General features: G+C 61.5%; 10 protein-coding genes, 2 tRNA genes and 3 rRNA genes. 7 read left to right on the top strand and 8 right to left on the bottom strand.

The features are described 5' to 3' along the window. Positions 1 to 133 precede the first annotated feature (133 nt). Positions 134 to 1,327: a M20 aminoacylase family protein gene (locus E1956_RS05050; protein ID WP_134747661.1), complete on the top strand. Its 1,194-nt coding sequence runs from the start codon at positions 134 to 136 to the stop codon at positions 1,325 to 1,327. Between the two features lie 162 nt (positions 1,328 to 1,489). Here E1956_RS05050 and rrf read toward each other — a convergent pair. The 6 genes from rrf to E1956_RS05015 form a co-directional block, all read right to left on the bottom strand. After that, positions 1,490 to 1,603, bottom strand: a 5S ribosomal RNA gene (gene rrf / locus E1956_RS05045). A gap of 193 nt (positions 1,604 to 1,796) precedes the next feature. Continuing rightward, positions 1,797 to 4,674, bottom strand: a 23S ribosomal RNA gene (locus E1956_RS05040). Positions 4,675 to 4,978: 304 nt separating this feature from the next. Further along, positions 4,979 to 5,054 (bottom strand) — tRNA-Ala (locus E1956_RS05035). Between the two features lie 48 nt (positions 5,055 to 5,102). Beyond that, positions 5,103 to 5,179: transfer RNA gene (locus E1956_RS05030), tRNA-Ile, on the bottom strand. Positions 5,180 to 5,245: 66 nt separating this feature from the next. Then, a 16S ribosomal RNA gene (locus E1956_RS05025) occupies positions 5,246 to 6,774 on the bottom strand. Together the 16S, 23S and 5S rRNA genes with 2 tRNA genes alongside form the textbook arrangement of a ribosomal RNA operon. Positions 6,775 to 7,283: 509 nt before the next feature. After that, positions 7,284 to 8,060 (bottom strand): enoyl-CoA hydratase, encoded by a 777-nt coding sequence (locus E1956_RS05015; RefSeq protein WP_134747660.1) that lies wholly within the window; start codon positions 8,058 to 8,060, stop codon positions 7,284 to 7,286. 138 nt (positions 8,061 to 8,198) lie between these two features. Here E1956_RS05015 and paaN point away from each other — a divergent pair, with 138 nt between their 5' ends. From paaN to paaK, 5 genes are all read left to right on the top strand, one after another. Then, on the top strand, positions 8,199 to 9,899 hold the full coding sequence (paaN, locus tag E1956_RS05010) for a phenylacetic acid degradation protein PaaN (RefSeq protein WP_134747659.1): 1,701 nt from the start codon (positions 8,199 to 8,201) through the stop codon (positions 9,897 to 9,899). Between the two features lie 97 nt (positions 9,900 to 9,996). After that, on the top strand, positions 9,997 to 11,199 hold the full coding sequence (gene pcaF, locus E1956_RS05005; RefSeq protein ID WP_134747658.1) for a 3-oxoadipyl-CoA thiolase: 1,203 nt from the start codon (positions 9,997 to 9,999) through the stop codon (positions 11,197 to 11,199). A gap of 325 nt (positions 11,200 to 11,524) precedes the next feature. Next, positions 11,525 to 12,316, top strand: coding sequence for a 2-(1,2-epoxy-1,2-dihydrophenyl)acetyl-CoA isomerase PaaG (gene paaG / locus E1956_RS05000; RefSeq protein ID WP_134747657.1), 792 nt, complete (start codon positions 11,525 to 11,527; stop codon positions 12,314 to 12,316). 13 nt (positions 12,317 to 12,329) lie between these two features. Further along, positions 12,330 to 12,791 (top strand): hydroxyphenylacetyl-CoA thioesterase PaaI, encoded by a 462-nt coding sequence (paaI, locus tag E1956_RS04995; protein ID WP_134747656.1) that lies wholly within the window; start codon positions 12,330 to 12,332, stop codon positions 12,789 to 12,791. 60 nt (positions 12,792 to 12,851) lie between these two features. Next, positions 12,852 to 14,150, top strand: a complete 1,299-nt coding sequence (gene paaK / locus E1956_RS04990) for a phenylacetate--CoA ligase PaaK (RefSeq protein WP_134747655.1) — start codon at positions 12,852 to 12,854, stop codon at positions 14,148 to 14,150. Between the two features lie 178 nt (positions 14,151 to 14,328). Here the strand turns inward: paaK and mltA are convergent, their stop codons facing one another. Continuing rightward, positions 14,329 to 15,465 (bottom strand): murein transglycosylase A, encoded by a 1,137-nt coding sequence (mltA, locus tag E1956_RS04985; RefSeq protein ID WP_134750349.1) that lies wholly within the window; start codon positions 15,463 to 15,465, stop codon positions 14,329 to 14,331. 208 nt (positions 15,466 to 15,673) lie between these two features. Between mltA and E1956_RS46040 the strand changes: the two genes are divergently transcribed. Beyond that, complete coding sequence (locus tag E1956_RS46040; protein ID WP_028218387.1) at positions 15,674 to 15,811, top strand: hypothetical protein; 138 nt, start codon at positions 15,674 to 15,676, stop codon at positions 15,809 to 15,811. Positions 15,812 to 15,845: 34 nt separating this feature from the next. Here E1956_RS46040 and apaG read toward each other — a convergent pair whose 3' ends face one another. Beyond that, positions 15,846 to 16,220, bottom strand: coding sequence for a Co2+/Mg2+ efflux protein ApaG (gene apaG, locus E1956_RS04980; protein WP_028208771.1), 375 nt, complete (start codon positions 16,218 to 16,220; stop codon positions 15,846 to 15,848). Positions 16,221 to 16,546 lie beyond the last annotated feature (326 nt).

The raw sequence follows: 16,546 nt of genomic DNA, 5'->3' as shown, positions 1-16,546 counted from the left end.
TTATTATGTCCGGCGTGCGGCGCCGCCACGTGCCCGCCGGGTTGCCGCGAAAAAAAAGGTTCGGCGTAGAATGGTTCGTCCAGGCCCGCCTCACTGCGAGGGCGGGCGCCCACTTTCTCGAGCACTGTCCGTCATGAAACTGATCCCGGAAATCCAGGCCGCCCAAGGCGAAATTCAGGGCCTACGACGAACGATCCACGCCCACCCGGAACTGCGCTACGAAGAGACCCAAACCGCCGAACTGGTTGCATCGAAGCTCGCGGAATGGGGCATCGAAGTGCATCGCGGGCTGGGAAAAACGGGCGTTGTCGGCGTGCTCAAGCGCGGTAGCGGCACGCGCGCCATTGGGTTGCGCGCCGATATGGATGCGCTGCCCATTCAAGAGCTGAACACGTTCGAGCACCGCTCCCGCCACGAAGGGAAGATGCATGCATGCGGCCACGACGGCCATACCGCGATGCTGCTCGGTGCGGCGCAGCATCTCGCTCAGCATGGCCAATTCGACGGCACCATCGTGTTCATCTTCCAGCCAGCGGAGGAAGGCGGCGCGGGCGCGAAGGCCATGATCGAAGACGGGCTGTTCACGCGTTTTCCCGTGGACGCCGTGTTCGGCATTCACAACTGGCCTGGCATGCCGGCGGGACACTTCGGCGTGACCGAAGGGCCGATCATGGCGTCGAGCAACGAGTTTCGCATCGAAATCAAAGGCGTAGGCTCGCATGCCGCGCTGCCGCACAACGGACGCGATCCGGTATTCACGGCGGTGCAGATCGCCAACGGGCTGCAAAGCATCATCACGCGCAACAAGAAGCCGCTCGATACGGCTGTGCTGTCGATTACGCAGATCCACGCCGGCGACGCGGTGAATGTCGTGCCGAATACGGCCTGGCTTGCGGGGACGGTGCGCACCTTCACGACGGAAACGCTCGATTTGATCGAGACGCGTCTGCGCAAGATAGTCGAGAGCACGGCGGAGGCGTACGAGTGTTCCGTCGACGTGACCTTCCATCGCAACTATCCGCCGACGGTGAACAGCAGCGCAGAGGCCCAGTTCGCGGCTGAAGTGATGAGAGAAGTCGTAGGCGCCGATCGTGTCGACGATAGCGTCGAGCCGACCATGGGCGCCGAGGACTTCTCCTTCATGCTGCTGGAAAAGCCCGGTTGCTATGCATTCCTCGGCAATGGGGAAGGCGGGCATCGCGAGGCCGGTCACGGCGCCGGTCCGTGCATGCTGCACAACGCCAGCTATGACTTCAACGATCAGTTGTTGCCGGTTGGAGCGTCATACTGGGTGCATCTGGCAACGAAATTCCTCGCCCAAAAATAGGCGATTGACTGCGGTTTCAACGAAAAAAGCCGTCCTGTGTCGCTCGCAGGACGGCTTTTTCGTTTTTGTTGTGTGCGTGTTTTGCCGTTTTTCAGCCGCGTAAACGCCAGAACCCCGGTGCTCTTTCGGAGCCACCGGGGTTCTGGACGTACTGCATAAGGAGCCTGACGATTACCTACTTTCACACGGGCAATCCGCACTATCATCGGCGTAGAGTCGTTTCACGGTCCTGTTCGGGATGGGAAGGGGTGGGACCGACTCGCTATGGTCATCAGGCTTGACGGGTTGCTGCGTCGCATTTAGTGCGCCACAGCCAATCTGGAAGAAGCGTAAAGAGGTTTTTGCTGATTGGGGTTGTGTTGTTTCCGGCACAACACGCGATCTCTCAACCTGTGTATTTCGTGCCCCCTTCGGGGGTTGCACTGAGTAAGCGCTGAAGCGCTAACTCATTGCGAAACACACCTGTTATAGGATCAAGCCTTACGGGCAATTAGTATCAGTTAGCTTAACGCATTACTGCGCTTCCACACCTGACCTATCAACGTCCTGGTCTCGAACGACCCTTCAAGGGGATCTAGTCCCCGGGGAAGTCTCATCTTGAGGCGAGTTTCCCGCTTAGATGCTTTCAGCGGTTATCTCTTCCGAACATAGCTACCCGGCGATGCGACTGGCGTCACAACCGGTACACCAGAGGTTCGTCCACTCCGGTCCTCTCGTACTAGGAGCAGGCCCCCCTCAAACTTCCAGCGCCCACGGCAGATAGGGACCAAACTGTCTCACGACGTTTTAAACCCAGCTCACGTACCTCTTTAAATGGCGAACAGCCATACCCTTGGGACCGGCTACAGCCCCAGGATGAGATGAGCCGACATCGAGGTGCCAAACACCGCCGTCGATATGAACTCTTGGGCGGTATCAGCCTGTTATCCCCAGAGTACCTTTTATCCGTTGAGCGATGGCCCTTCCATACAGAACCACCGGATCACTATGACCTGCTTTCGCACCTGCTCGACTTGTCAGTCTCGCAGTCAAGCACGCTTATGCCATTGCACTATCAGCACGATTTCCGACCGTACCTAGCGTACCTTCGTACTCCTCCGTTACCCTTTGGGAGGAGACCGCCCCAGTCAAACTGCCTGCCATGCACTGTCCCCGATCCGGATAACGGACCAAGGTTAGAACCTCAAACAGATCAGGGTGGTATTTCAAGGACGGCTCCACGCAAACTGGCGTTCACGCTTCATAGCCTCCCACCTATCCTACACAAACCGGTTCAAAGTCCAATGCAAAGCTGCAGTAAAGGTTCATGGGGTCTTTCCGTCTAGCCGCGGGGAGATTGCATCATCACAAACACTTCAACTTCGCTGAGTCTCGGGAGGACAGTGTGGCCATCGTTACGCCATTCGTGCAGGTCGGAACTTACCCGACAAGGAATTTCGCTACCTTAGGACCGTTATAGTTACGGCCGCCGTTTACCGGGACTTCAATCAAGAGCTTGCACCCCATCATTTAATCTTCCGGCACCGGGCAGGCGTCACACCCTATACGTCCACTTTCGTGTTTGCAGAGTGCTGTGTTTTTATTAAACAGTCGCAGCCACCAGTTTATTGCAACCCCTTCACCCTTCTGGCGCGAGCCAGTCAAGCTACCAGGGCGTACCTTATCCCGAAGTTACGGTACCAATTTGCCGAGTTCCTTCTCCCGAGTTCTCTCAAGCGCCTTAGAATACTCATCTCGCCCACCTGTGTCGGTTTGCGGTACGGTCACTGTTGAACTGAAGCTTAGAGGCTTTTCTTGGAACCACTTCCAGTTGCTTCGTCTCCTAAGAGACTGGCCTCACACCCTTGAATTCCGCGCCCGGATTTGCCAAAGCGCCTTCTCCAATGCAAGGACCGGGACTTCCAACACCCGGACAACCTTCCGCGATCCGTCCCCCCATCGCATTCAACAATGGTGCAGGAATATTGACCTGCTTCCCATCAGCTACGCATTTCTGCCTCGCCTTAGGGGCCGACTCACCCTACGCCGATGAACGTTGCGTAGGAAACCTTGGGCTTACGGCGAGGGGGCCTTTCACCCCCTTTATCGCTACTCATGTCAGCATTCGCACTTCTGATACCTCCAGCACACCTTCCGATGCACCTTCGCAGGCTTACAGAACGCTCTCCTACCATGCGTGCAAAGCACGCATCCGCAGCTTCGGTATATAGCTTAGCCCCGTTACATCTTCCGCGCAGGACGACTCGATCAGTGAGCTATTACGCTTTCTTTAAAGGGTGGCTGCTTCTAAGCCAACCTCCTGACTGTTTTAGCCTTCCCACTTCGTTTCCCACTTAGCTATATTTGGGGACCTTAGCTGGCGGTCTGGGTTGTTTCCCTCTTGACACCGGACGTTAGCACCCGATGTCTGTCTCCCGTGATTGCACTCTTCGGTATTCGGAGTTTGCTATGGCGAAGTAATCCGCAATGGACCCTTCAACCATGACAGTGCTCTACCCCCGAAGGTGATACACGAGGCACTACCTAAATAGTTTTCGGAGAGAACCAGCTATTTCCAGGTTTGTTTAGCCTTTCACCCCTATCCACAGCTCATCCCCTAACTTTTCAACGTTAGTGGGTTCGGTCCTCCAGCACGTGTTACCGTGCCTTCAACCGCCATGGATAGATCACCTGGTTTCGGGTCTACACCCAGCGACTGAACGCCCTGTTCGGACTCGCTTTCGCTACGCCTGCCCTATTCGGTTAAGCTTGCCACTGAATGTAAGTCGCTGACCCATTATACAAAAGGTACGCCGTCACCCCTTGCGAGGCTCCGACTGTTTGTATGCATGCGGTTTCAGGATCTATTTCACTCCCCTCCCGGGGTTCTTTTCGCCTTTCCCTCACGGTACTGGTTCACTATCGGTCGATCACGAGTATTTAGCCTTGGAGGATGGTCCCCCCATCTTCAGACAGGATTTCACGTGTCCCGCCCTACTTGTCGTACACCCAGTTCTTCCATACTGCCTTCGCCTACGGGGCTATCACCCACTATGGCCGCACTTTCCAGAGCGTTCGGCTGACAATACAGATAAAGAGTACAGGCTGGTCCCATTTCGCTCGCCACTACTCTGGGAATCTCGGTTGATTTCTTTTCCTGCGGCTACTTAGATGTTTCAGTTCGCCGCGTTCGCTTCACATGGCCTATGTATTCAGCCATGGATACTCCATACGGAGTGGGTTTCCCCATTCGGACATCTACGGATCAAAGCTTGTTTGCCAGCTCCCCGTAGCTTTTCGCAGGCTACCGCGTCCTTCATCGCCTGTGATCGCCAAGGCATCCACCACATGCACTTGTTCGCTTGACCCTATAACGGGTGTGTCTTGCGGCGATTGCTCGCGTCGGACCACTCATTACAGGTTGAGTATTCGTGTTGCGCCGTATTTCAAGGCAATCTTTCGATCACTTAAAAATACATTGATACAATCACAACCCTGATTCATCTACTCGACGGTCATCTCTGCCCGCTTTCGAATGAATCTCTTTACTACTTCTTCCTGATTGTTAAAGAACGACAGCCGATATGGTTTTACTCACATCGCTCTGACTGGCTCAATCGCCAATGCGTAATACCCGGTTTGTGTTTCTACCGGACACTAGGCATTGAGGATTGGTGGAGGATGACGGGATCGAACCGACGACCCCCTGCTTGCAAAGCAGGTGCTCTCCCAGCTGAGCTAATCCCCCAGTCATGCAACTTCAGGGGTTTTGATCAGTCAGCCACCGCAGACAAATTGGTGGGTCTGGATGGATTCGAACCATCGACCCCCGCCTTATCAAGACGGTGCTCTAACCGACTGAGCTACAGACCCCTGAGTCTGTCTTTTCTACAGCCGACAAGTGTGAGCGCTTTAACAAGCTTAAGCGATGAGCTCTGGAAAGGAGGTGATCCAGCCGCACCTTCCGATACGGCTACCTTGTTACGACTTCACCCCAGTCATGAATCCTGCCGTGGTGACCGTCCTCCTTGCGGTTAGACTAGCCACTTCTGGCAAAACCCACTCCCATGGTGTGACGGGCGGTGTGTACAAGACCCGGGAACGTATTCACCGCGGCATGCTGATCCGCGATTACTAGCGATTCCAGCTTCACGCAGTCGAGTTGCAGACTGCGATCCGGACTACGATCGGTTTTCTGGGATTGGCTCCACCTCGCGGCTTGGCAACCCTCTGTTCCGACCATTGTATGACGTGTGAAGCCCTACCCATAAGGGCCATGAGGACTTGACGTCATCCCCACCTTCCTCCGGTTTGTCACCGGCAGTCTCCCTCGAGTGCTCTTGCGTAGCAACTAGGGACAAGGGTTGCGCTCGTTGCGGGACTTAACCCAACATCTCACGACACGAGCTGACGACAGCCATGCAGCACCTGTGTTACGGCTCCCTTTCGGGCACTCCCACCTCTCAGCAGGATTCCGTACATGTCAAGGGTAGGTAAGGTTTTTCGCGTTGCATCGAATTAATCCACATCATCCACCGCTTGTGCGGGTCCCCGTCAATTCCTTTGAGTTTTAATCTTGCGACCGTACTCCCCAGGCGGTCAACTTCACGCGTTAGCTACGTTACCAAGCCAATGAAGGCCCGACAACCAGTTGACATCGTTTAGGGCGTGGACTACCGTATCTAATCCTGTTTGCTCCCCACGCTTTCGTGCATGAGCGTCAGTATTGGCCCAGGGGGCTGCCTTCGCCATCGGTATTCCTCCACATCTCTACGCATTTCACTGCTACACGTGGAATTCTACCCCCCTCTGCCATACTCCAGCGATGCAGTCACCAATGCAGTTCCCAGGTTAAGCCCGGGGATTTCACATCGGTCTTACATCACCGCCTGCGCACGCTTTACGCCCAGTAATTCCGATTAACGCTCGCACCCTACGTATTACCGCGGCTGCTGGCACGTAGTTAGCCGGTGCTTATTCTTCCGGTACCGTCATCCCCTCTCGGTATTATCGAAAAGGATTTCTTTCCGGACAAAAGTGCTTTACAACCCGAAGGCCTTCTTCACACACGCGGCATTGCTGGATCAGGGTTGCCCCCCATTGTCCAAAATTCCCCACTGCTGCCTCCCGTAGGAGTCTGGGCCGTGTCTCAGTCCCAGTGTGGCTGGTCGTCCTCTCAGACCAGCTACGGATCGTCGCCTTGGTAGGCCTTTACCCCACCAACTAGCTAATCCGCCATCGGCCGCCCCTATAGCGCGAGGTCTTGCGATCCCCCGCTTTCATCCGTAGATCGTATGCGGTATTAATCCGGCTTTCGCCGGGCTATCCCCCACTACAGGACACGTTCCGATGTATTACTCACCCGTTCGCCACTCGCCGCCAGGATTGCTCCCGCGCTGCCGTTCGACTTGCATGTGTAAGGCATGCCGCCAGCGTTCAATCTGAGCCAGGATCAAACTCTTCAGTTCAAACCTGTTACTGTTTTCGGTTTCGTTAGAAACCGGTCGCTCACTCAAAGCTGACAGGAATTTGAATAAATTCAAAAACCTGACTTACTTTAGTGTGAGACTCTTGATACTTTCGCTACTCCTGACTGCCCCGAAGGACCGTCAGGCCGCTGAAACTCATCAAGCGCCCACACTTATCGGCTGTAAATTTTTAAAGAGCGATCGCGAAACTCACCGGCTTACTGCATTACTGCCCGGCGTTTTCTGCGTTGCTGCGTCAGCAGCAGAGAAACGAGATTATGCAGACTCTTTCGCGTTTCGTCAACATCTTTTTTGCAGTCACTGCTGAAAAGCTGTCGGTCACGCGCCCCGCCGTTTCTCGCGGCGGGCTTCGCTGCCGGTACCGCAGGAAGCGAAGGGGGCGAATCTTAACGCCCCCGTGCCCACGCCGCAAGGGGTAGACGAAAAAATCCGTCTGTCGCCGGCAGCTGCCACCCGCTCGCAGCCGCCAGCGCACACGGTGTCGCTACTTATTTGTTCTTGAAGACGGGCTTGCGCTTCTCCACGAAGGCCGCCATCCCTTCCTTCTGATCTTCGGTCGCAAAGAGCGAGTGGAACATCCGGCGCTCGAAGTGCACCCCCTCGGCGAGCGTCGTTTCGTACGCGCGATTGACCGCCTCCTTGGCCATCATGACCGCGGGCAGCGAGTACTCGCTAATCGTCGTGGCCGCGGCAAGCGCTTCGTTCAGGAGGTCCGCCGCAGGAATCACGCGAGACACCAGGCCCGCGCGCTCCGCTTCCGCCGCATCCATCATGCGAGCGGTCAGGCACAGATCCATGGCCTTCGCCTTCGACACCGCACGCGGCAAGCGCTGCGTGCCGCCGGCGCCGGGGATCACGCCCAACTTGATTTCGGGCTGCCCAAACTTCGCGGTGTCCGCGGCCAGGATGATGTCGCACATCATCGCCAGTTCGCAGCCGCCGCCCAGCGCAAAGCCCGCGACCGCCGCAATGATCGGCTTGCGGATCGTGCGGATCGTCTCCCAGTTGCGCGTGATGTAGTCGCCCTTATAGACGTCCATGAAGCTGTAGGTCGCCATCGTGCCGATGTCGGCGCCCGCCGCGAACGCTTTCTCACTGCCAGTGATGACGATCGCACCAATGCCCTCGTCGGCGTCGAACGCCTTCAGCGCGGCGCCCAGTTCGTCCATCAACGCGTCGTTCAGCGCGTTGAGCGCCTTCGGACGGTTCAACGTGATCAGGCCGACTTTGCCACGCGTCTCGACCAGGATGTTTTCGTACCCCATACGTCCTCCTTCCTTCAAAGAAAAGTCCCCAAAAAAATTTTTCACGCCGAAGTTTGACTAATGCTAACATTCACCAACCAACCGGTCGGTCAATTAATTGGCACGGGCCTCCTCCAACCTCTCAATCAACGTTGAGCCATGACAAATCCGTTGTTCGCCAAGCACGAAGCCACGCTGCAAAAAGCGCTTGCAGCCATCGAGACGCGCGGCTACTGGAGCCCGTTCGCCGAAATGCCGAGCCCCAAAGTGTACGGGGAATCCGCCACTGCAGACGGCGAAGCCGCGTTCAAAGCTCACCTGAATCGCACCTTCGAACTCGACCAGCCGGGCACCGGCGAAACCGTTGGCAGCGAGACGTCGCCGTTCGGCTTCGCGCTCGGTGCGCGCTATCCGAAGTCGACACCCGATCAACTCATCGAAGCCGCTCAAAAGGCACAACGCGATTGGCGCGCCGCCGGCCCACAGGCGTGGGTGGGCGTGAGCCTCGAAATCCTCGAGCGCCTGAACCGCGCGAGCTTCGAAATCGCCTTTAGCGTGATGCACACGACGGGGCAGGCGTTCATGATGGCCTTCCAGGCCGGCGGCCCGCACGCTCAGGACCGCGCGCTCGAAGCCGTCACCTACGCCTGGGACCAGCTGCGCCGCATTCCCGCCGACGCGCACTGGGAAAAGCCGCAAGGCAAGAACCCGCCGCTCGCGATGCAAAAGCGCTTTACCGTCGTGCCGCGCGGCACCGGTCTCGTGCTCGGCTGCTGCACGTTCCCGACCTGGAACGGCTACCCCGGCCTGTTCGCCGATCTGGCGACGGGCAACGCGGTGATCGTCAAGCCGCATCCGGGCGCGATCCTGCCGCTCGCAGTGACCGTGCGCATCGCGCGCGAGGTGCTGCGCGAAGCCGGCTTCGATCCGAACGTGGTCACGTTGCTCGCCACCGATCCCAATGACGGCGCACTCGTCCAGCAACTCGCGCTGCGTCCGGAGATCAAGCTGATCGACTTCACCGGCAGCACGCAGAACGGCGACTGGCTCGAACAGCACGCGCACCAGGCGCAGGTTTACACCGAGAAGGCCGGCGTGAACCAGATCGTGATCGACTCCGTGGCTGACCTGAAGGCCGCCGCGCGCAATATCGCCTTCTCGCTCTCGCTCTATTCGGGCCAGATGTGCACGGCGCCGCAGAACATCTATGTGCCGCGCGACGGTATTCAGACCGCCGATGGTCACGTGAGCTTCGAGGCCGTCGCGCAAGCGATCGCCGGCGCGGTACAGAAGTTCGTGGCCGATCCGGCCCGCGCCGTGGAAGTGCTCGGCGCGATCCAGAACGAAGGCGTCACGGCGCGCATCGACGAAGCGCGCAAGCTGGGCACCGTGCTCGCCGACAGCCAGTCGCTCGAGCACCCGCAATTCGCCGGCGCGCGCGTGCGCACGCCGCTCGTGCTCTCGCTCGACGCCGCGCGCGACGCTACCTCGTTCACGCGCGAATGGTTCGGCCCGATCTCGTTCGTGATCGCCACCGACTCGACCGCGCAGTCGCTCGAGATGGCCGGCGCAACTGCACGCGACCATGGCGCGCTCACGCTCTCGGTCTACAGCACCGACGACGCCGTGATCGAAGCCGCCCACGAAGCCGCGATCACCGGCGGCGTGGCGCTGTCGATCAACCTCACGGGCGGCGTGTTCGTGAACCAGTCCGCGGCCTTCTCGGACTTCCACGGCACCGGCGCAAACCCGGCTGCGAACGCCGCGCTGGCCGACGCCGCGTTCGTGGCGAACCGCTTCCGCGTGGTTCAGAGCCGCGTTCATGTTGAACCGAAAGCGGCTCCCGTTGCAGTCGGCTGAACGGTCTATGCCGTTTGGCCGAATGGCGCCCCACTCCCCGTCCCTCTAGCATGCAAGGCATGAGCGCATTTCCGCGCTCATGCCGCAGGAATCCGAGATGACCGAAGCCTATATCTGCGACGCGATTCGCACTCCGTTTGGCCGCTACGGCGGCGCCCTGAAAGACGTGCGCGCCGACGACCTCGGCGCCGTGCCCATTCGCGCGCTCATCGAGCGCAACCCCGGCGTGGACTGGAGCGCGCTCGACGACGTGCTCTACGGCTGCGCCAACCAGGCCGGCGAAGACAACCGCAACGTCGCGCGCATGGCCGCACTGCTCGCGGGCCTGCCCACGGATGCGCCCGGCGGCACGCTCAACCGGCTGTGCGGCTCGGGCCTCGACGCCATCGGCAGCGCCGCGCGCGCCATCAAGGCCGGCGAGGCACGCCTGATGATCGCGGGCGGTGTGGAAAGCATGACGCGCGCGCCGTTCGTGATGGGCAAAGCCGCATCGGCCTTCTCGCGCGACGCCGCCGTCTACGACACCACCATCGGCTGGCGTTTCGTGAACAAGCTGATGAAGCAGCAATACGGCATCGATTCGATGCCCGAAACGGCGGAAAACGTCGCGGTCGAGTTCGACATCAGCCGCGCCGATCAGGACGCGTTCGCCCTGCGCAGCCAGCAGAAGGCCACACGGGCGCAGAAAGACGGCACGCTCGCAGAGGAAATCGTCGCGGTCGAGATCGCGCAGAAGAAAGGCGATCCGGTGCGCGTGACGCTCGACGAGCATCCGCGCGAGACGTCGCTCGAAGCGCTCGGCAAGCTCAAGGGCGTGGTCAAGCCGGATGGCACGGTCACCGCCGGCAACGCATCCGGTGTCAACGACGGCGCCTGCGCCCTGCTGCTCGCCAATGAGGAAGCTGCGAGCCAGTATGGCCTGCGCCGCCGCGCACGCGTGCTCGGCATGGCAACGGCCGGCGTCGCGCCGCGCATCATGGGCTTCGGCCCCGCGCCCGCCACGCAAAAGCTGCTCAAGCAACTGGGCATGACGCTCGACCAGTTCGACGTGATCGAGCTCAATGAAGCGTTTGCGTCGCAAGGCCTCGCGGTGCTGCGCGCACTCGGCATTGCCGACGACGACCCGCGCGTGAACCCGAATGGCGGCGCCATTGCGCTGGGCCACCCGCTCGGCGCATCGGGCGCGCGGCTCGTCACGACTGCGCTGCATCAGCTCGAGCGCACCCAAGGACGCTACGCGCTTTGCACGATGTGTATCGGTGTCGGCCAGGGTATCGCGCTGGCGATCGAGCGCGTCTGAGCAGCAAGGAAAGGAACGGCGCGGTACCCGCCGGGTGAAGTACGCGGCGAACCCGCCTTGGGAGACAGCTTTGTATGGGGTCGCACCAGACGCTTTGAATGCGGCCGGAGCGAGTGCTGAAACATTCACTCCGGCTGACAGCTAAAGCACCAGGTGCGATCGACCGATTTGCTTGGGGCCTCACTCAGCGCTAAAGCGCCGGTTGCGGCCCACCGCGAAGCATGTGACCACAGTACGCGCCGTGCACAGGGCTGGAGTAAGTGCTGACGCACTAACCTCAGCCGACAGCTAAAGCGCTAACTCTGGTCGACAAAGGAGACAACCGATGCCCTACGATGCGATCCGCGTCGAAATCGACACATCCACGCGCGTGGCCACGATCACGCTGAACCGCCCGGACAAGCTCAACAGCTTCACCCGCGCGATGCACCGCGAGCTCGCCGCGGCGCTCGACGAAGTCGCCGCGGCCGGCGCGCGCGCACTCGTGCTCACCGGCGCCGGCCGCGGCTTCTGCGCCGGCCAGGATCTCGCCGACCTCGATTTCACGCCCGGCGCGATGACCGACCTCGGCGCGCTCATCGAAGAGCATTTCAACCCGTTGATCAAGCGCCTGCAAGCGCTGCCGATGCCCGTCATCGCGGCCGTCAACGGCACTGCGGCGGGCGCGGGCGCGAATCTCGCGTTCGCCTGCGACCTCGTGCTCGCCGCGCGCTCCGCCAGCTTCATTCAGGCGTTCGTGAAGATCGGCCTCGTGCCCGACTCGGGCGGCACGTGGTTCCTGCCCAAGCGCGTGGGCATGGCGCGCGCGCTCGGCCTCGCCATGACGGGCGACAAGCTCGGCGCCGAAAAGGCCGAAAGCTGGGGCCTCGTCTGGCAGGTCACGGACGACGCCGAACTCGCGACGACCGCTACTGCGCTCGCCACACAACTCGCGAAGCAGCCCACGCGCGCGATCGTCGCCACGCGTGAAGCGCTGCGCGCCTCGGCTACGAACACACTCGATCAGCAACTCGATCTCGAGCGCGACCTGCAGCGCGAGCTGGGCGCGTCGCATGACTACGCCGAAGGCGTGCAGGCCTTCATCGAAAAACGCGCGCCGCGCTTCGAGGGGCGTTGATATGAACGCATCGATGTCCACACAAGCCACGACGCTCGCCGACATGACGCCCGACGAACTCGCCCGTGCCACGGCGCAAGCCATGTACGAGGCCGACGGCTGCAGCCGCGCGCTCGGCATGGAACTGCTCGAGGTGCGCGCAGGCTACGCGCGCTTGCGCATGGCCGTGCGCCCCGAGTTCCTCAATGGCCACCAGATCTGCCACGGCGGCCTGATCTTCACGCTCGCCGACTCGACCTTCGCGTTCGCCTGCAACACATACAACGTGAACACCGTCGCAGCGGGCTGCTCGATCGAGTTCCTGCGGCCGGTTCAGCCCGACGACGAACTCACCGCCGAAGCCGTCCAGCAGGTGCTGTCCGGGCGCAACGGCATTTACGACATCCGCGTGACGAACCGCGCAGGCGAAACCGTCGCCATGTTCAGAGGCAAGTCCGCGCAGATTCGCGGCAACGTGATTCCCGTTGCGGAGTAACGCGGCGCGTCCCGATCCGCACGAACCGCATTCCATTAAGTGAAGTTTGAGGAGACATCGATGACTACCCCGCTGCCGCTCGAGCCCATCGAAACGGCCAGCCGCGACGAACTCGCGGCGCTTCAGCTCGAACGGCTGAAATGGTCGCTCAATCACGCGTACGAGAATTCGCCCGTCTATCGCAAGAAGTTCGACGAAGCCGGCGTGCACCCGTCCGAGCTGAAGTCGCTCGCCGACCTCGCGCGCTTCCCGTTCACGACCAAGAAGGACCTGCGCGACAATTATCCGTTCGGGATGTTCGCGGTGCCGCAGGACCAGATCTCGCGCATTCACGCGTCGTCGGGCACGACCGGCAAGCCGACCGTCGTGGCCTACACGGCGCGCGACATCGACACCTGGGCGAATCTCGTCGCGCGCTCGGTGCGCGCGGCGGGCGCGCGGCGTGGCGACAAGGTGCATATCAGCTACGGTTACGGTCTCTTCACGGGCGGTCTCGGCGCGCACTACGGCGCGGAGCGCGCGGGCCTCACGGTGATTCCGTTCGGCGGCGGCCAGACCGAAAAGCAGGTCCAGCTAATCCAGGACTTCCGCCCCGACATCATCATGGTCACGCCGAGCTACATGCTCGCGATCGCCGACGAAATGGAGCGCCAGGGCATTGATCCGGCCACGTGCTCGCTGCGCATCGGCATCTTTGGCGCTGAGCCGTGGACCAACGACATGCGCGCGGCCATCGAGCAGCGCATGGGCATCACGGCGGTCGACATCTACGGTCTGTCCGAAGTGATGGGCCCCGGTGTGGCCTCCGAGTGCGCCGAAACCAAGGACGGCCCGACGATCTGGGAAGACCACTTCTATCCCGAGATCATCAATCCGGAAACGGGCGAAGTGCTGCCCGACGGCGAGTTCGGCGAACTGGTCTTCACCTCGCTCACGAAAGAGGCGCTGCCCATCGTCCGTTATCGCACGCGCGACCTCACGCGTCTGCTGCCCGGCACGGCGCGCACCATGCGCCGCATGGAAAAGATCACGGGCCGCTCGGACGACATGCTCATCATCCGCGGCGTGAACGTGTTCCCCACGCAGATCGAGGAACTGCTGCTCAAGCAGCATGCACTGGCGCCGCACTATCAGATCATCCTGACCAAGGAAGGTCCGATGGACGTCATGACGCTCAACTGCGAGCCCTGCCCCGAAACCGCGCCCGACTATGGCGCGCTCGATGCCGCACGCAAGGCGCTCGCGTACGACATCAAGTCGCTGATCGGCGTGACGGCGCAGGTGAATGTGCTGGAAGTGAACGGCATCGAGCGTTCCGTGGGCAAGGCCAGGCGCGTGATCGACAAGCGGCCGAAGTAAGCTGCCCGAGCGCGTGATGGACAACCGGCCGAAGTAAGCTGCCCCGTGCGCGCGCTCCGCACAGGAAGTCGCGCGCCCATCGTGCTAATCGCACCGCAAGCGGGCGATCGGCACGGTAACGAAAAAAAGCCGGCAACGATGTGCCGGCTTTTTCACATGCGCGCGTCCCGCGCGAGGCTCAGGAGTTGGGGAACAGCAGCCACATGCGGCCACCCTGCTTCATCTTGCCGGCCAGATCGCCGGCGTCGTCGCCGAGGCCCCAGAAGTAGTCGGCACGCACGCCGCCCTTGATCGCCGTGCCCGTGTCCTGCGCGAACACGAGCCGGTTCAGCGGCGTGTTCGTCAGCGGACGCGTGGTCTGAAGAAAGACCGGCGTGCCGAGCGGAATCGACGACGGATCGACCGCGATCGAACGCTCCGGCGTGAGCGGCACGCCCAGCGCACCAATCGGGCCGTCGGCACCACCTTGCGCGGCGCCTTCGCCCGATGGCATCTCGCGGAAGAACACGAAGCGCGGGTTGGTGTCGAGCAGCGCGTCGACGCGCGTCGGATTCGCGCGCGCCCATGCCTTGATGCCCTGCATGGTGGCCTGCGCCGGCGTCAGCTCGCCGCGGTCGAGCAGCCAGCGGCCGATCGATTTATACGGCTGATTGTTGGTGCCGCCGAAGCCCACACGCATCACGCTGCCGTCTTCCATGACGACGCGCCCCGACCCCTGCACTTGCAGGAAGAACGCTTCGATCGGGTCGTCGACCCAGACGAGCTCGTTGCCGTTCAGGATGCCCGCGCGCTCGAGCTGCGCGCGCGGCGGCAGCGCGGCGCCCGCGCGATAGCCAGAAGGCCAGCGATACAGCGCCGTCTGATAGATGCCGTGACGCGTGCGCGAGCCGTGCAGCAGCGGCTCGTAGTAGCCGGTGACGAGACCGTCCAGCGTGCCGTCGTTGTTCGCAAACTGATAGGGCGTGAAGTACGTCTCGAAGAATGTGCGGGTGCCGGCGGCGTCGAGATCGTCGAGTTGCAAGGCCGCGGTGCACGCGCGCTGCCAGCGCGGGTCGCGCGCGAGGCGCGAGCAGTTCTCGCGCAGCGCCGCCGTGGCGCCGATCAGCGAATCGTCCTGCCAGCCCGGCACCTGCTGCCACGCAACCGGCGTGAGACGCGCGGCGGCGATCTGTCCGGGCAGCGTGGGTGCGCCCTTGGGCGCGGTGGTGCGCACGTAGCTCGGGCCGCCGCACGCGGCGAGCAGTGCCGCCAGCGAAAGCGCGCCGAACCAGCCGCCAATCCGGCTGCCAACTCGGCTGCAAACCCGACTACCCAGCCGCGTCGCACTGTGGCTCGCGAAAAGGCGGCGCGCACGTTCACGCGCGGCCGTTAATCCCGGGATCACGCCGAAACTGTGGTCCGATTCTGGCGCACAATCTGACGCCAACGCGGCCGCCGGTGAGGGAGTCAACGCGGCCGTCACGCCAGGCCCCCATTCGCGTCCCGAATCCCGCCTACAATCATTGTTCTCGATGGATGCCACCATGTCAGATCTGCTCGACGAATACCCGATGCTCATATTTGGACTGGAAGCGCTCCTTGCGCTGTTCCTGTTGATTTTCATCGTTGTGTGGACCGCGTCAGGCAGGAAAAAGCAAGCCTCGCGCGACCGGCGTGACTAGCAGACCCCGAATACGAATATCGGTTCAAAGACTTTCAGTGCAACGTGCGCGGCATGCGTAGAACGAACTCAGGCACGGGCGCCTCGAAGCGCTCGGCGTCCTCGGCCACACAAAAGTATTCGCCGCGCATGGTGCCCACGGGCGTGGCGATCACGGCCCAGCTCGTGTACTCGAACTGCTCGCCCGGCTTCAGAAGCGGCTGGTGCCCGACAACGCCGAGTCCCTTCACTTCCTGCACGTGATTTTCGCTGTCGGTGATGACCCAATGCCGCGCGATGAGCTGCGCGCTCACCTGTCCGGTGTTGCGAATGGTCAGCGTGTACGCGAAGGCGTATTGCCTGCGCTCCGGGTCCGATTCTTCGGGCAGGTAGCGCACCTGCGAGGTCACGCTGAATTCGTACTGGCTCATCCCTGTTCCAATTGCCGGGCCTTTCGGCCGGTATTACGGTCGGCGCACGCGCACACCCGGCGCGCGTGGCCATCATCGTCGAGACGCCCTCTGCACAAGGCGCCGGGCGCGCGTGGCGCCCGCCCTGCGGGGCACATGGAAGAGCATTCTGCTTGATGCGGACGGCACCCGCAACCCGGCGCAGCCCGGGCTCGGACCCGCGGCGCACCGTAACGCGACGCGCGAGAGCGGCCCGCATGCCGCCCGCAACCGCGAAATCCAACGGGCAGTTCGCCCGCCAGCGCGCTGCCTGCGCGGCGCCCGAACGTTCCGCCCTCCCCAACCGA

Source organism: Paraburkholderia pallida (assembly GCF_004524855.1).
GTDB classification, from domain to species: Bacteria; Pseudomonadota; Gammaproteobacteria; order Burkholderiales; family Burkholderiaceae; genus Paraburkholderia; species Paraburkholderia oxyphila.
This window is presented reverse-complemented; position numbering and strand designations above follow the sequence as displayed.